This window comes from Chitinophaga sp. LS1, from assembly GCF_034274695.1.
GTDB lineage: Bacteria > Bacteroidota > Bacteroidia > Chitinophagales > Chitinophagaceae > Chitinophaga.
In genome coordinates, this window is record NZ_CP128362.1 from 5199228 (window position 1) to 5214599 (window position 15372).

Below are 15372 nucleotides of genomic sequence, written 5' to 3' on the forward strand. Positions count from 1 at the left end.
TGTAAACTTAATTGTTGAATGAGAATTATTTAGCTAATCTGATGCCAGTATATTGCCATCTCAGTGGCGGATGGAAAAAATTTCGGTAAGTGATCCGGCTATGTCCCGGTGGAGTGGCTACAGAGCCGCCTCTCAGTACCATCTGGCTCACCATGAACTTTCCGTTATATTCGCCGATAGCGCCGGGTGCTTTTACAAAACCGGGGTAAGGAAGATACGCACTTTCTGTCCATTCCCATCTTTCTCCCCACGCCAGTTGCGGTGCGGCGGCTTCCCATTCATTTTCTGTAGGAAGGCGCAATCCTTTCCATGCCGCGAAAGCAGCGGCTTCGTAATAACTGATATGCGCCAGTGGCATGCTGGGGTCAATGGCCCTGAATCCTTTTAAAGTGTAATTCATCCAGTCACCATCTACTTCATGCCAGTAAAGCGGGGCGTTGATCTTATTGGTTTTTACCCAGTCCCATCCCTCGGCGTGCCAGTGACGGAAGTCCGTGTAACCGCCAGCCTTCATGAATTCCAGGTATTCAGCGTTCGTGACAAGCGCACTGCTGATACTAAATTCTTCCAGGTACACCTTGTGTCTGTTCAGTTCGTTGTCAAAGCAGAAACCTTCGCCGGTATAACCGATTTCGTAGATACCTGCCGGGAAAGCAATGAAATGACTGCTGGCCACCGGCTGTTCTTTGAAATTGTAGTCCTCCTGGTAAGCGGGGAACAAAGGATTGTGCCCTAAGATATATTTTATATCAGTGACAAGTAATTCCTGGTGCTGTTCTTCATGATTTAAACCTAAAGTGATCAGTGCGTGTAATTCTTTGGATATATCCTGTGCGAGTAATTTACCCATTTCTTTATCTACGTATTCCCTATAACGGTATACATCCGCCACACCTGGTCTGCTAAGATTTCCCCGATCTGTACGAATAACTCTCGCACCTACGGATTCATAGTAGCTATTAAATACAAAGTTGTAATCAGCATTAAATACCTGGTAGCCGTTTAAATTTGGCTGTAATACAAATGTTTCAAAGAACCAGGTAGTATGGCCTAAATGCCACTTGGGCGGACTTACATCTACCACTGGTTGTACCACATAATCCTCTGTTTGTAAAGGCGCGCATATGCTCACAGATCTTTGGCGCACGGTGTCGAAAGCTTGCTTTAATTCCATTGTAAGTATTTTGTCAGGTCGCTGATAGTCTTAATTTTTAAAGCACTGGCCTGTTGTCTGCGCATCATTAATGCATACGTATTATTGAATCCAACAGGTGCCAGCCATTTGATATGATAGCGTTGTTGAAAGGCCGCTGCCACGTAGTCGTAAACTTTATCAGCCTGTCCATCCAATGAATCGAGGGTAGACGGAGGTGCCTGTAAGATGACGAGCAGACCGGTACCGGTATATTCCGGGTACAGGTCAATCTGTGCATTGGTGAGTGCTTCAAAGCAGATCTTTGTACCTCCCAGACCGGTCATTGTTTCTACATGCAGATCAGTAAAACCTTCAACCAGTAATTTGTACATATTTGCGAGGATGTAGCCGTCACCAAAGATCTTGGCGCCAATGCGGATCGTACCTTTTGTACCCGTTCCGGGTGATCGCAGCAAGTGGTGGGCATCGAGAAACTCCTTAGCAACAACAGCCGGGGACTGTTTTAAAATATCTACCCGGTAATTCAAGGCCGTCATGATACTATCATTAATTGTACCAGACAGTTTATCGAGGGCCGGGGCCAGTTCGGGGTATTTGTCAAGCACGTCCTGTCTCACAATTGGTGCGGCGTAATACGGCGGAAATATGTGTTTGTCATCCTGTAATACCTGGAGGTCATACGCTTTTACACGGCCATCGGTACTGCTGCCGCTGATTACGTCTACCTTTTTGTCGTAAGCGGCTTTGTACATGATCATATCGCTGATTACCACCGTGCGAATTTTTAATCCATAGATCTTTTTTAAACCTACATCTCCATCATTCCGCCCCATGAATTCCGGGGTAAAGCCTGCGAGCAATTTAGAACCATAAAAGTCAGGGAGCAGGTAAAAAGAAGATAGCACCAATATCAGCAGCGGCAGCAGGAACACCTTGCGGAATTTGATGCGGGAGAGGCCCCAGTCGAATAAGATAGCGAGCAAGGCAGCAGGAATGGCACCAGCCAGGATCATGTTCGTGTTGTTGAGCGCGATACCACCGAAAATGAATTCCCCTAAGCCACCGGCAGCAATGTAGGCAGCGAGGGTGGCGACACCCACATTGATCACGGTAGCGGTTCTTACACCCGCCAGTATCACAGGCATGGCGAGTGGTAGTTGTACTTTAAATAATAATTGACGGGCGCTCATACCGATACCGGTCGCCGCTTCGATAACGGAGGGATCCACCTGTATGATCCCTGTATAAGTATTGCGTACAATGGGCAATAGCGCATACAAAAATAACGCGACGATGGCAGGTAAAGGGCCAATCCCTAACAGGGGAATCATGAAGCCTAAAAGGGCTATACTGGGGATGGTTTGTAATACTCCTGCAATGCCCAATACGGCACCTGCCATTTTAGGCCTTCGGGTGATGAGGATACCCAGGGGCACACCAATCACAACGGCGATCAACAAAGAGATAAAGGTAAGGCCGATATGTTGCAGGGTTTGTTCCAGTATTTTGCCGGATTCCTGCTGTAGAAAGTCAATAAAGCTGTTAGCTGGTTCCATGCATATGTTTAGATTGCCTGTACTGGTCTACGGCATCCAGCAGTGTATTGCGGGGCATGCCGGCGGCGATGGCGTCCCATATGGTCAGGGTATCATTGCCATTGATTGGCGCTAACCATGGCCGGATGTCGGCGATAGTGAGTGCTTTCAGTTCCAGTATAAAGCGGTGTTCATCAAAAAAGGCTTTGACAAAGTCATTAGCGGGTGAAAATAAGAGTTCGGCGGGTGTGCCGGTTTGCTGTACTTTGCCTTTGTCCATGAGGCAGATTTGCGTGCCCAGTTCAAAGGCTTCCTGCACATCATGGGTGACCATGATGATGGTTTTAGATTGTATTTCGTCGAGTGCGCGAAATTCTTTTCTTACGCTGGCGCGGGTCACGGGATCAAGTGCTCCAAAAGGTTCGTCCATGAGCAATACGGGTGGGTCTGCGGCGAGTGCGCGGGCCAGACCTACACGTTGTTGCTGTCCGCCACTAAGTTGTTGCGGATATGCATGGAGAAAATCGGAAACAGGGAGATGGAGTTTTTCCATCAATGCCGCTACTCTCGATGCGATACGACCTGCATCCCACCTGAGCAGACGGGGTACCACGCCGATGTTTTCACCTACGGTGTAATGGGGGAAGAGACCGTGATATTGGAGTACGTAACCGATGCCTCTTCTCAGGGATTCCAGTCGTTGGGATAATACGGATTGACCGTTTACAAAAATATTCCCGCTGTCTGGCAATAACAGGCGGTTGATCATTCTGAGTGTGGTAGTTTTCCCACTTCCACTGGTGCCCAGCAGAATAAGTGTTTCTCCTGCATTCACTTCGAATGATACAGCAGAAACGGCTGGCTTACCGTTGAGGAATGACTTGCTCACATTTTCCAGTTTGATCATATGGGGATGAAATTACTCATATTGTTTTTAGGAACAGGGGAATCTTTGATTTGTACAAATTGTTCCGTAATAAGTACAATTACTTTGTGATGCTCATGAAAAGATTGTTCAATGATTCTGTGTACAGTGGATGCGCAAAGATCATTTCCCGGATCTGTGTAGCGGTCATGCCTGCCATCATGGCGATTTGTAGTACGCTCATGATTTCACCGCCGTTATGGCCTAAGATTGCGGCGCCTAATATCCTGCCTGTTGACTTTTCGACCACTGCTTTCATAAAACCATCTGTGTGTCCTGTTTCAATAGCGCGGGCTACTTTAGACATATCCAGACAGGCTACCTGGATATCGAGACCCTGTTCGCGTGCTTCCTTTTCTGTTAGCCCAATTCTGCCTAATTGCGGATCGGTAAATACGCAATAGGGGACAGGTCTGCCAATAGTGGTTTCGTTCTTTTTTTCGACTAGATTTTTGAGCAGAATGAGATGATCATTGTAGGAAATATGTGTAAATGCCGGGCCACCTTTTACATCTCCAAGGGCATAGATGCCAGGTACAGAAGTTTCCAGTTTTTCATTCACAGGAATAAAGCCTTTTTCGTCGGTAGTGATGCCGGTCGTATCTAGGTGTAATTCCTTTGTCTGCGGTGTACGGCCGGATGCAACGAGAATATGAGAGCCGGTGACGGTGGTACTTTCACCATTGGCATTCAGTACGATCCTCACGGCATCGCCGGCGCCTTCAATTTGTTTGATAGTTGCACCTGTATGTACTTTGATGCCAGCCCCTTCCATGATCTTTTTCATGGCGGCAGACACATCTTCATCTTCTCTTTTCAGCAAAGTAGAGCGTTCGATGATCGTGACCTGACAACCAAACCGGCGGAACATTTGTCCGAATTCCAAACCAATGTAACTGCCACCCAGTACGATGAGGTGGGAGGGAAGGGTTTGCAGATCCAGTAAAGTCGTATTAGTAAGATAGGGTACCTGATTTAGGCCGGGAATATCCGGGATCTTTGGGGAGGTACCGGTATTGATAAAGATATGATCGGCTGTAATGGTTTCGGAGCTGCCTGTTCTGAGTTTTACATCCACTGTTTTGGGGCCGTTAAAGCTGGCAGTGCCATAGTAGATAGTGACCCCATCCGTATTTTCCAGCCCTTTGGTAGCCCCGCCTCTGAAGGAGGTGACAATCTCATTCTTGCGGGTGATGATTTTTTCAAAATCGAGTTGAAAACCGGACACAGTGATCCCCCATTGCCTGCTGTTGGCCACAGTATGTGCTGCTTCGGCACAGGCAATCATTGCTTTTGTGGGAGTGCATCCATCATTAATGCAGGTACCGCCTATCCATCGTTTTTCTATAATGGCTGTTTTCCAGCCTGCCTTTGCCAGTTTTTTTGCCAGGGGAACTCCCCCCTGACCAGAACCAATGACGATCGCATCAAATTTTTGCATTCCCGGGTTTTTAGTAAGTAGGATCAATGGGTTACCGTAACACTTCTACACCTTTCCAGAAGGCGATGTAACCTTTTATGTTGTTTGCAGCATCTTTGGGAGCTGGGTAATACCAGGCTGCGTCTTTGTTTACTTTTCCATCCACGGTTACATCATAGTAGGATGCTTCTCCTTTCCATGGACAGATTGTGTGGGTCTTGCTGGGACTTAGCATTTCCTGTTTTACGGCTTCGGGAGGAAAGTAGTGATTATGTTCGACTATCACAGTTTTTTCGCTTTCTGCTATTACTTCCTTTTGCCAGATTGCTTTCATCGTGTTGTCGTTTAAGGCGTTATAAATACGTGGACAAATTTTATACCATTGAAATGAGTGCTTCCTTTCTTTGCGCGATAATGATTCTTCCTTGATTAATGTCAGTCTTCATTTATAAAAAGTGGAGACAGAAGGTAGGGAATTTTTTTTAAAAAGGACTTGTCTGATTGAAACTATTTCCTTTACTTTGTATTTCAAAGTGAAAGGTGTTTCACCAGATTGGCCATGGCCGATTTTTTTAGCCTTATAAGCTTTGAAATACAAAGTACTTTATGATATGACAAATAAGCAATATTTTCAATTCATGTTCCGGGATGAGCGCCTTTGGGTGGGTTTACTCCTTATTCCTGTTACCCTTGGATTCTACTTTTTTCCTGGGATGGTTCAAAGCCAGTCGGAGGACACATTTCCCCTATTTCTGTTAATTTATGTGTCCGTTTTGTTGTATTTCGTGTTTTTATGGGGGAAGGGTGGATTTAAAAAGGGGAGAAGGAGCCGCAATGCATTTGCAGTGTACCTGACCTTGTGCCTCATCAGTTGTTTTGCGTTGAACAAATGCATGGAAATTTTCGCAGTTTCTACTGACTGGTGGGCGATTACATTGGGAGTGTGTTGCATCAACAATATTGCCTATGGTTTTAAAGAGGGATTTCCTCCTGTGGTGAGAACCATTATGGCATTCATACTGGGTGTTTCTACCTGTTGTTTTTTATACCTTATGTTCTGTATGTTGCCCACCTGTATCATTGGCGCTATTGGTATGATTGTATTTGGTATTGGGGGGCATGTGTTCATCCCGCTGTTGTTTTTGATCTATACTTATAACCTGGTATCTGCCTGTGTCTGGTTCAGGCGTACATACCGGTATGCCTACCTGGCTGGTATCGGGAGCGTGGTGGCACTGATCATTGTATATACTATGCTGTGGAAAAACGCTGTTTCTGCCATTGATGATGCTTATCTCAGGACAGACAATGAAGACCTGCCAGCATGGGAAAATGTAGCGCGCAAGACACCTGGTAATGCGATGACAGAGAGGGTGTTGAAGGCAGGGATCGTATACCAGACAGGGAACGATGCTTTTGGTGACTGGAGTTTCTTTGATATGCCCAGGAGAAGAAGCTTTTATGATGCCGAGCAATTGCAGGATCCGCTGCTGGTGATCGCCTCCCTGACGGGCACTGCCTATATACCGGAAACAGAGGCGGCCCAGGTACTGACCGCTATGTACGACAGCCGTCAGGAAACACAGGAACGGCTGTGGAGCGGCGATAAACTCTCTACTATTCAGGTACGTACCAATGCGAATATCTGGCCTTCGCTGCACATGGCGTATACAGAGAAAACGATCAATGTTTTCAACGCGGAGATGAGTAGAAATAGCTGGAATAACCAGGAGGCTATTTACACTTTTCACTTGCCCGAAGGAGGTGTCGTGACTTCCCTTTCCCTCTGGATAAATGGCAAGGAAGAAAAAGGTATTCTAACTACCAAAGAAAAAGCGGCGGAGGCGTATGAAAAAATTGTGGGTCATGAATACCGTGATCCCAGCGTGGTACACTGGCAGGAAGGGAATACGGTGACGGTACGTGTGTTTCCTGTGGAAGGGCAATCCGGCAGACAGGTTAAAATCGGTATCACGACGCCGTTGTTACAACAGGGCAAGCGACTGGTGTACCAGAATATCTGGTTCCAGGGGCCGGATGCAGGCAGTGCCCGTGAAGATGTAAACATCAACTTCCAGGAGACACCGGTAGGCGTGGAATTGCCCGGAATGTTCAGTCGTACGAAGAATACTTTTTCCAGCGTAGGCCCTTATGAAGCAGACTGGCAATTATCTGTGATCGATCCCGGCATACGGAGTAACCGTTTTAGTGCCAATGGGAAGTCATTCTTTGTAGCGCCTTACAAACAAGAATTGAGTGGTGCTGATATCAAAACTATTTACCTCGATATTAACCAGTCATGGACGGAAGAAGAATTTAAAGAAATATTAAATCTGCACTATCCCGTAAAGGTGTATATCGATAATCAATGGCATACAGCCACTGGTGAGAACTTTGGGCGACTGGTCAAAGACCGGTACAGTTTATTTCCTGTATACAATGTACCTGATCGTGCATCCGCATTGGTCATTACGAAGGGAAATGTGATGTCTCCCAATTTGGGTGATCTGGCAGGAAGTGTATTCAGTGAACAAATAAAGACGTCATTAAAAATACCTGGGAAAATGCAATTGTTTAATCTTGGTGGCGAGCTGTCTCCTTACCTGCGTACACTGAAAGAATACCGTTTCTTCCGGTATGCGGATGGAGATGTAAAAGAGCTGGCGCAATGGCTGCCGCAGCACCAGTTTCCCAGAGATATAGAGAATGATAACCGTGTAGTGATAGCACCCGCAGGTGTGACGATCAATATGGATGATCAGACGGGGGTAAGCAATGCGCCTGATCACCTGATGCGCTTATTTGCTTACAACCACATCATGCAGAAAATGGGGCCGCAAAAAATGTCGGACAGTGAGATCATTGCCACTGCAAAAGAATCTTATATCGTGACCCCGGCCTCCAGTCTGATCGTACTGGAAACACAAGCAGATTATGACCGTTTCGATATACATGATGACGCCAACAGTCTGAAGAACGCTTCCCTAAAAGGCAAAGGGGCGGTGCCTGAACCGCATGAGTGGGCTTTGATCATAATAGGGTTAGTATGTATCGTTTGGTTTAAAAAGAAACGCGCTGTAGCAATATGAGGATCCTTATACCTGTGTACCTTGTCCTGTTCCTTGTAGGGCTGCAGCACTTTGTGGATTGGCAGTCTGCCGGTTTCCTGCTGGGACTGGCAGCGCTGCCCTTCACGACCGAATTCGATCAAACAAAAAAGGGAAGCCAGCGATATTTTTATATCTCTATTGGCTTGTTCGCATTGTTTCTACTGGTGCCGGTGCATACATTTTATTATCTGGCATTGATCACAGCAGTTGTATTTTGTTTGGAGATGTATGTGGGAAGGATTAATCTGCTGCCTATGCTGGTAATGATCTGTATGTCGCCGGTATTCCGGTTCTGGGCGGACCTGTTTACATTTCCCATTCGTTTGCAACTGACCGCGCTGGCGGGGAGTGTGGTGATGGGGGCAAAAGTAGAGGGGAATATCATTAGCTGTGGTGGACAGGATTTCTCCGTAGATCCCGCTTGTATGGGTTTGCAGATGACGGTGACTGCTATGTTGTGTGGAATGATCATTATAGGAGGATTCCAGAAAAAGTATAGAAAATATCTATCGGTGGGCATGACCCTTGGGGTATTGAGTGTAGCGTTTGGATTGAATGTAATAGGCAATTTAATACGGATCATTTGTCTCGTACAGTTTAAAATAATGCCGGATACCCCGTCGCATGAGGCGGTAGGAGTGATGTCATTAGTAGGTTATGTTATAGTGCCTTTTGTTTTTTTCAGCAGGTATATGATCATGCGGTTTGGTACTCCGGTTGTGGTAGAGAAGAAAATATACCGGATTGTACCTACTGGTCCTTTATTGTTACGGAATGGTATATTGCTGGCGTGCATGATCTATGGCTGTTATGTAAACCTGCGTCCGCGGCCTGTGGTAGCGCATGCATTGCCTGTGAAGACCGCAGGGTATATCGTGAAGAATTTACCTGATGATGTTACGCAGTTAATGAGTAAGGATGCGTTGGTGTATGTGAAATTTATTCCTTCCTATTATTATTCAGAGCATCATCCTATGATCTGTTGGAAGGGGAGTGGGTATACATTTGAAAAGGTACAGGAGCAGGTATGGGATGGCAGGTCTGTTTATACTGCCTTGTTGGTGGAGGGGAATACAAAACTATATACCGCCTGGTGGTACGATAATGGAAAGCATCGTACGAACAGCCAGCTGACCTGGCGATGGGATGTGTTTACAGGGGCAAGACCTTATTCATTAATTAATGTCACCGCATCCGACGAGGCGACCTTAAGAAAGGTAATAAAGACATTTGCCCCTGCGTCAGGAGTTGGAGGTGAAGGCTACGCATGTTTTATATCCGCTGTTGACAAGAAATTCGCTGTTGAAAGATTTTGCGGATCATCCGAAAGGGAAGGCGGTGTATGCGAAATTAATGGAGGGAATGGGAACCATGTTTGGTGGGGGAGAAAGTAAGGAGCCGCTCACGCCTGCATAGGAGGAAGCGAAAAAGAAAATGCAGGCGATGATGGTGGCGATATTGAATGAAATGCCGGTAAGCAAGTTGGTAACGATGGGAGGAGGGAAGTTTACAGAAGAAATGCTGGATGCGATGTTGAAGCAGGTACAGTAACAAAGAGGCTTATTATGGTAGAGAGCGGTGATTTGGTTTTGGCCTTCTGCCAAAACCAAATCACCGCAAAGCGAAAAAAGACTTTTGCCGAAGGCAAAAGTCTTTTTTTTGCTGTTTAAATCGGCTGTTTAAATTTGAACAGTTTTAAGGATTCTGTGTTATATAATACTTATCTCATCGTTCCAAAATATATGAAAGCAACCAGTTCTACCCAGCGCGAAGCCGAAAGATTGAATATACTGGCTGGCTATCACATTCTTGACTCTCATCCTGAAGAGGAATTCGACCGGCTTACCACCCTCGCTGCCCTCATCTGCAATACCTCCGCCGCCTGCATCTCCTTCCCCGATCAGGACCGCCAATGGCTCAAATCAGCTATCGGACTGAATTTCAGAGAAGTGCCCCGCGAATGGTCCTTCACAGAAGAGATCCTCCGCACCAACAGCTATGTAGAAAAGCCCGACATTGGCGAAGGCAATTTCTTCCGCTTTTTCTCCGGCTACCCCATTCGCGATCCCAAAGGCATCATCCTCGGCGCCCTCTGTGTCATGGACGAACAACCCCGTCAGTTGCAAGAGAGCCAGCGCCATGCACTTGAACTCATGGCGAACGAAATTATGACCCTCATCCTGAACCGCCGTCAGAAAGAAGAAGTCTATTATTTAGAAAAACTTTTCCTTCTCTCAGACAACCTTGTTGGTCTCGCTACCTCCGCCGGTGTGTTCAAAAAGGTCAACCTTGCCTACACCCACATCTTCGGTTATTCACCAGAAGAAATGCTGCAAAAGAACATCCTGGAAATGATCCATCCCGATGACCAGGCAGCCTCCCTGGTCGAAACCAGCAATATGATCGCCGGTAAATCTACCATCGCCTTCGAGAACCGTCTCCGTACCAAATCAGGTGAATGGCGCACCATCTCGTGGATGGCCACCGCCGAACCCGATACCCAGGATATTTTCAGCATAGGCCGTGACATCACCGAAGAACGCAGAAAGGAACAGTTGCTCAGCGAAAGCGAACGCAACTTCCGCACTTTCTTCGAAAACTCCCCAGGTCTCATGTGCACCCATGATTTGCAGGGATATTTCCTCACTGTAAACGAAGCCGGTGCAGCAGGATTGGGGTATACCCTCGACGAACTGGTGGGTGCCAGCCTGTTCGATATTGCACCGAAGGAACTGCACCATGAGGTGCGTGCATACCTGGAGCAGATCAAAAAATCAGGCAAACTAAACGGGTTGATGAAAGTGCTGAAGAAAGACGGCACACGCATTATTCTTCATTACAATAACGTACTGGTAGACCAATACGTCATCTCTAACGCTGCGGACATTACTATCCATTATCAGCTGGAAAAAGACCTGAAGCGCTCCACCGAAATGCTGGAACGTACGAATAAAGTAGCACGTATCGGCGCCTGGGAAATAGACATGCATAATGGAAACGTATTCTGGTCTGACGTAACCCGAGAAATACTGGAAGTAGCCCCTGATGAACCTGCCCGTTTTTCCAACGGTATGCGTTTTTACAAAGAGGGCGAAAACCGCCAGCGTATGCAGGCCGCACTGGCAGAGACCATCGCCACGGGCAATTCGTTCAACCTGGAACTGGAAATCGTGACCGAAAAAGGCAATGACCGGTGGGTACGCAGTCGCGGCAGTGCGCAGTTTGAAAACGGTCAATGCAAGCGACTCTTTGGCACCCTGCAGGACATCACAGAAAAGAAACTCGCGGAGATAGAACTCAAAACCCAGAAATTGCGGCTCTCTACCTTTGTGGAACACGCTCCTGCGGCAGTGGCCATGTTCGACAAGGAAATGCGGTATATTGCCGTGAGCCGTCGCTGGCTGGAAGAATTTCAGATACAGGGGCAGCCCGTACTGGGCATCTCTCACTACGAGGTATTCCCCAATATATCAGATCATTGGAAAAAGATCCATGCCAGTGCACAGTCAGGCGAAGTACTCAGGGAAGAACATGATGTATGGCGCCCCGAAGGCTGGAACCATGATCAGTACCTGCGTTGGGAAGTAAGACCCTGGTTTCAGTACGATGGCAAAATTGGCGGTATTATGATGTTCACACAGGATATTACTGAAGCTTATCTGCAGCAGGAAGAATATAAACAGGCAAAAATACAGGCCGAACAGGCGAATATTGCAAAGTCGGAATTTTTGGCTAATATGAGCCATGAGATCAGGACCCCGTTAAATGGCGTTATCGGCTTCACAGACCTTGTTTTAAAGACACAACTTACAGAGTCTCAGAACCAGTACTTATCGATCGTAAATCAGTCTGCAAATGCCCTTTTAAGCATTATCAATGATATCCTCGACTTCTCAAAGATCGAAGCGGGCAAACTGGAACTGGATATTGGCAAATGTGATCTCTACGAATTCTGTAGTCAGGCGAGTGATATCATCAGTTACCAGGCGCAGAACAAAGGGTTGGAATTGTTACTGAATGTCTCCTCCAATCTGCCCCGTTTTGTATACATAGATGAAGTACGCCTGAAACAGATCCTTGTGAACCTGATGGGGAATGCCGTGAAATTTACCCCAGCGGGTGAGATCGAGTTGAAAGTGACGCAACTGGACAGGGATGACCTTTTCCGTTTTGAAGTACGTGATACGGGTATTGGTATCCGGCCAGAGAAGGCGCATAAGATCTTTGAAGCGTTTTTACAGGAAGACGTTTCCACCACAAAAAAATATGGTGGTACGGGGTTGGGTCTCACCATCTCGAACAAGTTACTCGCATTGATGGGCAGTACCCTGCAGCTGGAAAGTAAACCGGGCAAAGGGAGCCGTTTCTTCTTTGACATCTCTGTAAAAACAGAAGATGGTGAACGCATTCACTGGGAGAACATCGACATGGTCAAAAATGTATTGATCGTAGATGACAATGACAACAACCGTGTGATCCTGAGAGAAATGCTCTTCCTGAAAGGGATCAGTTTTGTAGAAGCAAAAAATGGTTTTGAAGCGCTGGAGATCCTCTCAAAGAAAAATCACTTCGACGTAGTGCTCATGGATTATCACATGCCTTTTATGGATGGTATTGAGACCATTGAAAAGATCAGGAAAAATATAGACGCCGATCCCCGGCAGAAAATAATCTTACTGCATAGTTCCTCAGATGATGAAAGGATCATCAAAGCCTGTGAGCGCCTGCAGGTACAACAACGTCTTGTAAAACCCATTAAAATGCAGGAGATGTACAACGCCCTGTCCCGTTTATTCAAAAAAGAAATGATCATACCTGTTACTACTGAAAACACCGCACAGAGTGCGAGGGGGGATGGTTTTAATGTGCTCGTGGTAGAAGATAACCCGATCAATATGTTTCTCGCCACGACTATTATTCATCGCATCGCACCCGCAGCTGTGATCCATGAAGCGAATAATGGTAAAGAGGCATTAGCAATTTTGAGTCATATCATGCCGGACATTATTCTCATGGACATCCAGATGCCGGAGATGAATGGTTATGAAGCCAGCAAACTGATTCGCACGGATTATCCTGGTTTCAGGGTGCCTATTATTGCGCTGACAGCAGGCAATGTAATGGGTGAGCGGGAGAAATGTATAGAAGCGGGTATGGACGATTTTATGGCAAAACCTTTTGTAGAAAATACCATGGTGGCGATGTTCAATAAGTGGTTGCGGTTGGATAAACCACATGAGCCGGAAGAGCTGGAAGATAAAGCGGAGGTATTAGATGAAGAATATTTAAAAACGTACCTGGGTGATGATGATCCGGCGTTTATGAAAGAGATCCTATCACTGACAGTCAAGGAATTTAATAAACTGATGGCGGAGTTTGACAGTGTATTGACAGGCGAAAATGTGCTTACTTTAAATGGCTGGGGGCATAAACTACGTGGGGTGGCACTGACAGTGGGGTTGATGGATCTGGCATTGCTGGCGGAGCAGATTGAAGGTGTGAAAAATATACAGCCGGAGGCCTTACAGGAATTGGCAATAGAAGCCAAAGAAAAGATCAGTAAGGCGATCCGGCTGATAGAAAATTATATTGATACGGCGCTTAGTCTACACTCGTAATGAAGTTATTGAACAGCTTCACATATTCCTCTTTTACTTTTTGATCAGTATCATTGAAGAAGTATGCGGTGAAACCTCTTTCCAGAGGTTGTGACTGTGTATTGGCCAGTTGGAGTGGTCTGGCGGCAACGGCGCCGATTAAGCTGTTTTTATAAAACACCAGTACAACCCTATACAGTGGAGACGGATCATCCACGGAATTATCATAGTTCTGATATTCGAGGAATGGTGCATTTATACCTGTATTTTCCAGCTGGAACTGTTTGATAAACGGTTGCATATCAGGCAGCAATCTGCCACTGTGAGTACGCAGGTAGTCTGCGAGTGCTGTTTCGATCACAGAGCCCGGTTTGATATCTTTCTTTTGAACATAACCAAAGAAAAACCCTGTCAGTTCTCCATGCATATTTTCGCCGGTGGTGACCAGGTGAAGGTCATCCAGTGCTTTGCCGACGACTTTGCCTGCGAGGGTGAGGGCCTGACCTTTTTTGATGATCATACTCTTTTCCTGAGCAGCATTGACAGCGATTTCAATGCTGGTTTCCGACCAGCCGTTCTTAGGCATGGTGGCATCCAGCAGAACGTTGTCATTCAGGGATACGAGGGGCTTTCCGTCGATGGTATCTAAAAGGGTGACGGTGCCATTGGTCCTTTCCGCGATAATTTTATCAGGAAGAGGACTGGACGTGGAACTGGCAGACTGTTCGTTTACGGTAAGGGAGCTGTCTGCATCAGGTAAGGGCTTTTTCGCATTTTCTGCACAGCTGCACAGGAGGCCGATGAGCAGAAATGGTAAATACTTTCGCATGATGATGTTTTGTAAGACCGGCGCAAAGGTAATCAATTTCGGGTTCTTTTCATTTTTGAAGGGGGACCGCAGTATCTGGTGCAAGGGGCTTCATTTGACGAAGCATCCCGGTAATCTTTTTCAATGGATATAGGTTGTTTGTCCCTATAACTAAGATAGCATAACTTTGCCAAATGCATTTGTTTATAAAAAACATGGTTTGTAACCGCTGTATTATGGTGGTGAGCCAGGAACTGGAAAAGCTGCACATCCCCTTCAATAGCATCTTGCTGGGGGAAGTGAGCACCAGGGAGGCGCCTGCACCGGAACAACTGAAGGTACTGAGCGGTAACCTGAAAGAACTGGGTTTTGAACTGCTGGACGATAAAAAGAATGCGCTGGTGGAGAAGATCAAAACCACTATTATCAACCTTATTCACGGCAAGGATAATGATACCTTAAATACCAAACTGTCTGTATTTCTGCAGGATAGCATCGGGGTAGAATACCATTACCTGTCCACCGCCTTTAGTACAAGTGAAGGACTGACGATAGAAAAGTACGTGATCCTCCAACGCATTGAAAGAGTGAAAGAACTGCTGCAATACGACGAGATGAACCTGAGTGAAATCGCTGACAACCTGGGTTATAGCAGCGTACAGCACCTCAGCCAGCAGTTTAAGAAAATTACGGGTATGACGCCCAGCGCCTACCGCCAGCTGAAAGAGAACAGCCGCAAGCCACTGGATCAGGTGTAATAATTATATACATTTTATACCTGATCATATAACAGCCCTTCCCTTTGTCCTTGGTAGCTTTGT

The 15372-nt window shown here is 46.4% G+C and carries 10 protein-coding genes; 4 read left to right on the forward strand and 6 right to left on the reverse strand.

Annotated features, from left to right (window positions below; genetic code table 11):
* Positions 1–25: 25 nt before the first annotated feature.
* The 5 genes from egtB to QQL36_RS21460 form a co-directional block, all read right to left on the reverse strand.
* Positions 26–1174: an ergothioneine biosynthesis protein EgtB gene (gene egtB, locus QQL36_RS21440; RefSeq protein ID WP_321566710.1), complete on the reverse strand. Its 1149-nt coding sequence runs from the start codon at positions 1172–1174 to the stop codon at positions 26–28.
* Positions 1165–2712 carry an ABC transporter permease/substrate-binding protein gene (locus tag QQL36_RS21445; RefSeq protein WP_321566711.1) on the reverse strand — a complete coding sequence of 516 codons (1548 nt, stop codon included), beginning with the start codon at positions 2710–2712 and terminating at the stop codon, positions 1165–1167. The genes egtB and QQL36_RS21445 overlap by 10 nt, the downstream gene beginning before the upstream one ends.
* Entirely contained in the window at positions 2699–3598 is a 900-nt protein-coding gene (locus QQL36_RS21450) for an ABC transporter ATP-binding protein (RefSeq protein ID WP_321566712.1), read from the reverse strand. The genes QQL36_RS21445 and QQL36_RS21450 overlap by 14 nt, the downstream gene beginning before the upstream one ends.
* Positions 3599–3677: 79 nt before the next feature.
* Positions 3678–5057 (reverse strand): mercuric reductase, encoded by a 1380-nt coding sequence (locus QQL36_RS21455; RefSeq protein ID WP_321566713.1) that lies wholly within the window; start codon positions 5055–5057, stop codon positions 3678–3680.
* Between the two features lie 31 nt (positions 5058–5088).
* Complete coding sequence (locus QQL36_RS21460) at positions 5089–5370, reverse strand: DUF427 domain-containing protein (RefSeq protein WP_083722883.1); 282 nt, start codon at positions 5368–5370, stop codon at positions 5089–5091.
* A gap of 304 nt (positions 5371–5674) precedes the next feature.
* On the opposite strand from QQL36_RS21460, the gene QQL36_RS21465 reads away from it, so the two are divergent.
* The 3 genes from QQL36_RS21465 to QQL36_RS21475 all read left to right on the forward strand — a co-directional run bounded on the left by QQL36_RS21465 (position 5675) and on the right by QQL36_RS21475 (position 13764).
* The gene (locus QQL36_RS21465) at positions 5675–8125 is read left to right on the forward strand and encodes an XrtN system VIT domain-containing protein (protein ID WP_321570557.1); all 2451 of its coding nucleotides are present in this window, start codon (positions 5675–5677) and stop codon (positions 8123–8125) included.
* Positions 8122–9540 (forward strand): exosortase N, encoded by a 1419-nt coding sequence (xrtN, locus tag QQL36_RS21470; protein WP_321566714.1) that lies wholly within the window; start codon positions 8122–8124, stop codon positions 9538–9540. Before QQL36_RS21465 ends, xrtN begins: the two co-directional genes overlap by 4 nt.
* A 348-nt stretch (positions 9541–9888) precedes the next feature.
* On the forward strand, positions 9889–13764 hold the full coding sequence (locus tag QQL36_RS21475; RefSeq protein WP_321566715.1) for a PAS domain S-box protein: 3876 nt from the start codon (positions 9889–9891) through the stop codon (positions 13762–13764).
* Here QQL36_RS21475 and QQL36_RS21480 read toward each other — a convergent pair.
* Positions 13748–14572 carry a hypothetical protein gene (locus QQL36_RS21480; RefSeq protein WP_321566716.1) on the reverse strand — a complete coding sequence of 275 codons (825 nt, stop codon included), beginning with the start codon at positions 14570–14572 and terminating at the stop codon, positions 13748–13750. The genes QQL36_RS21475 and QQL36_RS21480 overlap by 17 nt on opposite strands.
* A 194-nt stretch (positions 14573–14766) precedes the next feature.
* Here QQL36_RS21480 and QQL36_RS21485 point away from each other — a divergent pair, with 194 nt between their 5' ends.
* Positions 14767–15309: an AraC family transcriptional regulator gene (locus QQL36_RS21485; protein ID WP_321566717.1), complete on the forward strand. Its 543-nt coding sequence runs from the start codon at positions 14767–14769 to the stop codon at positions 15307–15309.
* The last annotated feature ends 63 nt before the right edge of the window (positions 15310–15372 follow it).

Bases quoted from the DNA above. Each gene is read 5' to 3' on its own strand.
- egtB (WP_321566710.1), bottom strand. From the start codon at position 1,174: ATGGAATTAAAGCAAGCTTTCGACACCGTGCGCCAAAGATCTGTGAGC.
- QQL36_RS21445 (WP_321566711.1), bottom strand. From the start codon at position 2,712: ATGGAACCAGCTAACAGCTTTATTGACTTTCTACAGCAGGAATCCGGC.
- QQL36_RS21450 (WP_321566712.1), bottom strand. From the start codon at position 3,598: ATGATCAAACTGGAAAATGTGAGCAAGTCATTCCTCAACGGTAAGCCA.
- QQL36_RS21455 (WP_321566713.1), bottom strand. From the start codon at position 5,057: ATGCAAAAATTTGATGCGATCGTCATTGGTTCTGGTCAGGGGGGAGTT.
- QQL36_RS21460 (WP_083722883.1), bottom strand. From the start codon at position 5,370: ATGAAAGCAATCTGGCAAAAGGAAGTAATAGCAGAAAGCGAAAAAACT.
- QQL36_RS21465 (WP_321570557.1), top strand. From the start codon at position 5,675: ATGTTCCGGGATGAGCGCCTTTGGGTGGGTTTACTCCTTATTCCTGTT.
- xrtN (WP_321566714.1), top strand. From the start codon at position 8,122: ATGAGGATCCTTATACCTGTGTACCTTGTCCTGTTCCTTGTAGGGCTG.
- QQL36_RS21475 (WP_321566715.1), top strand. From the start codon at position 9,889: ATGAAAGCAACCAGTTCTACCCAGCGCGAAGCCGAAAGATTGAATATA.
- QQL36_RS21480 (WP_321566716.1), bottom strand. From the start codon at position 14,572: ATGCGAAAGTATTTACCATTTCTGCTCATCGGCCTCCTGTGCAGCTGT.
- QQL36_RS21485 (WP_321566717.1), top strand. From the start codon at position 14,767: ATGGTTTGTAACCGCTGTATTATGGTGGTGAGCCAGGAACTGGAAAAG.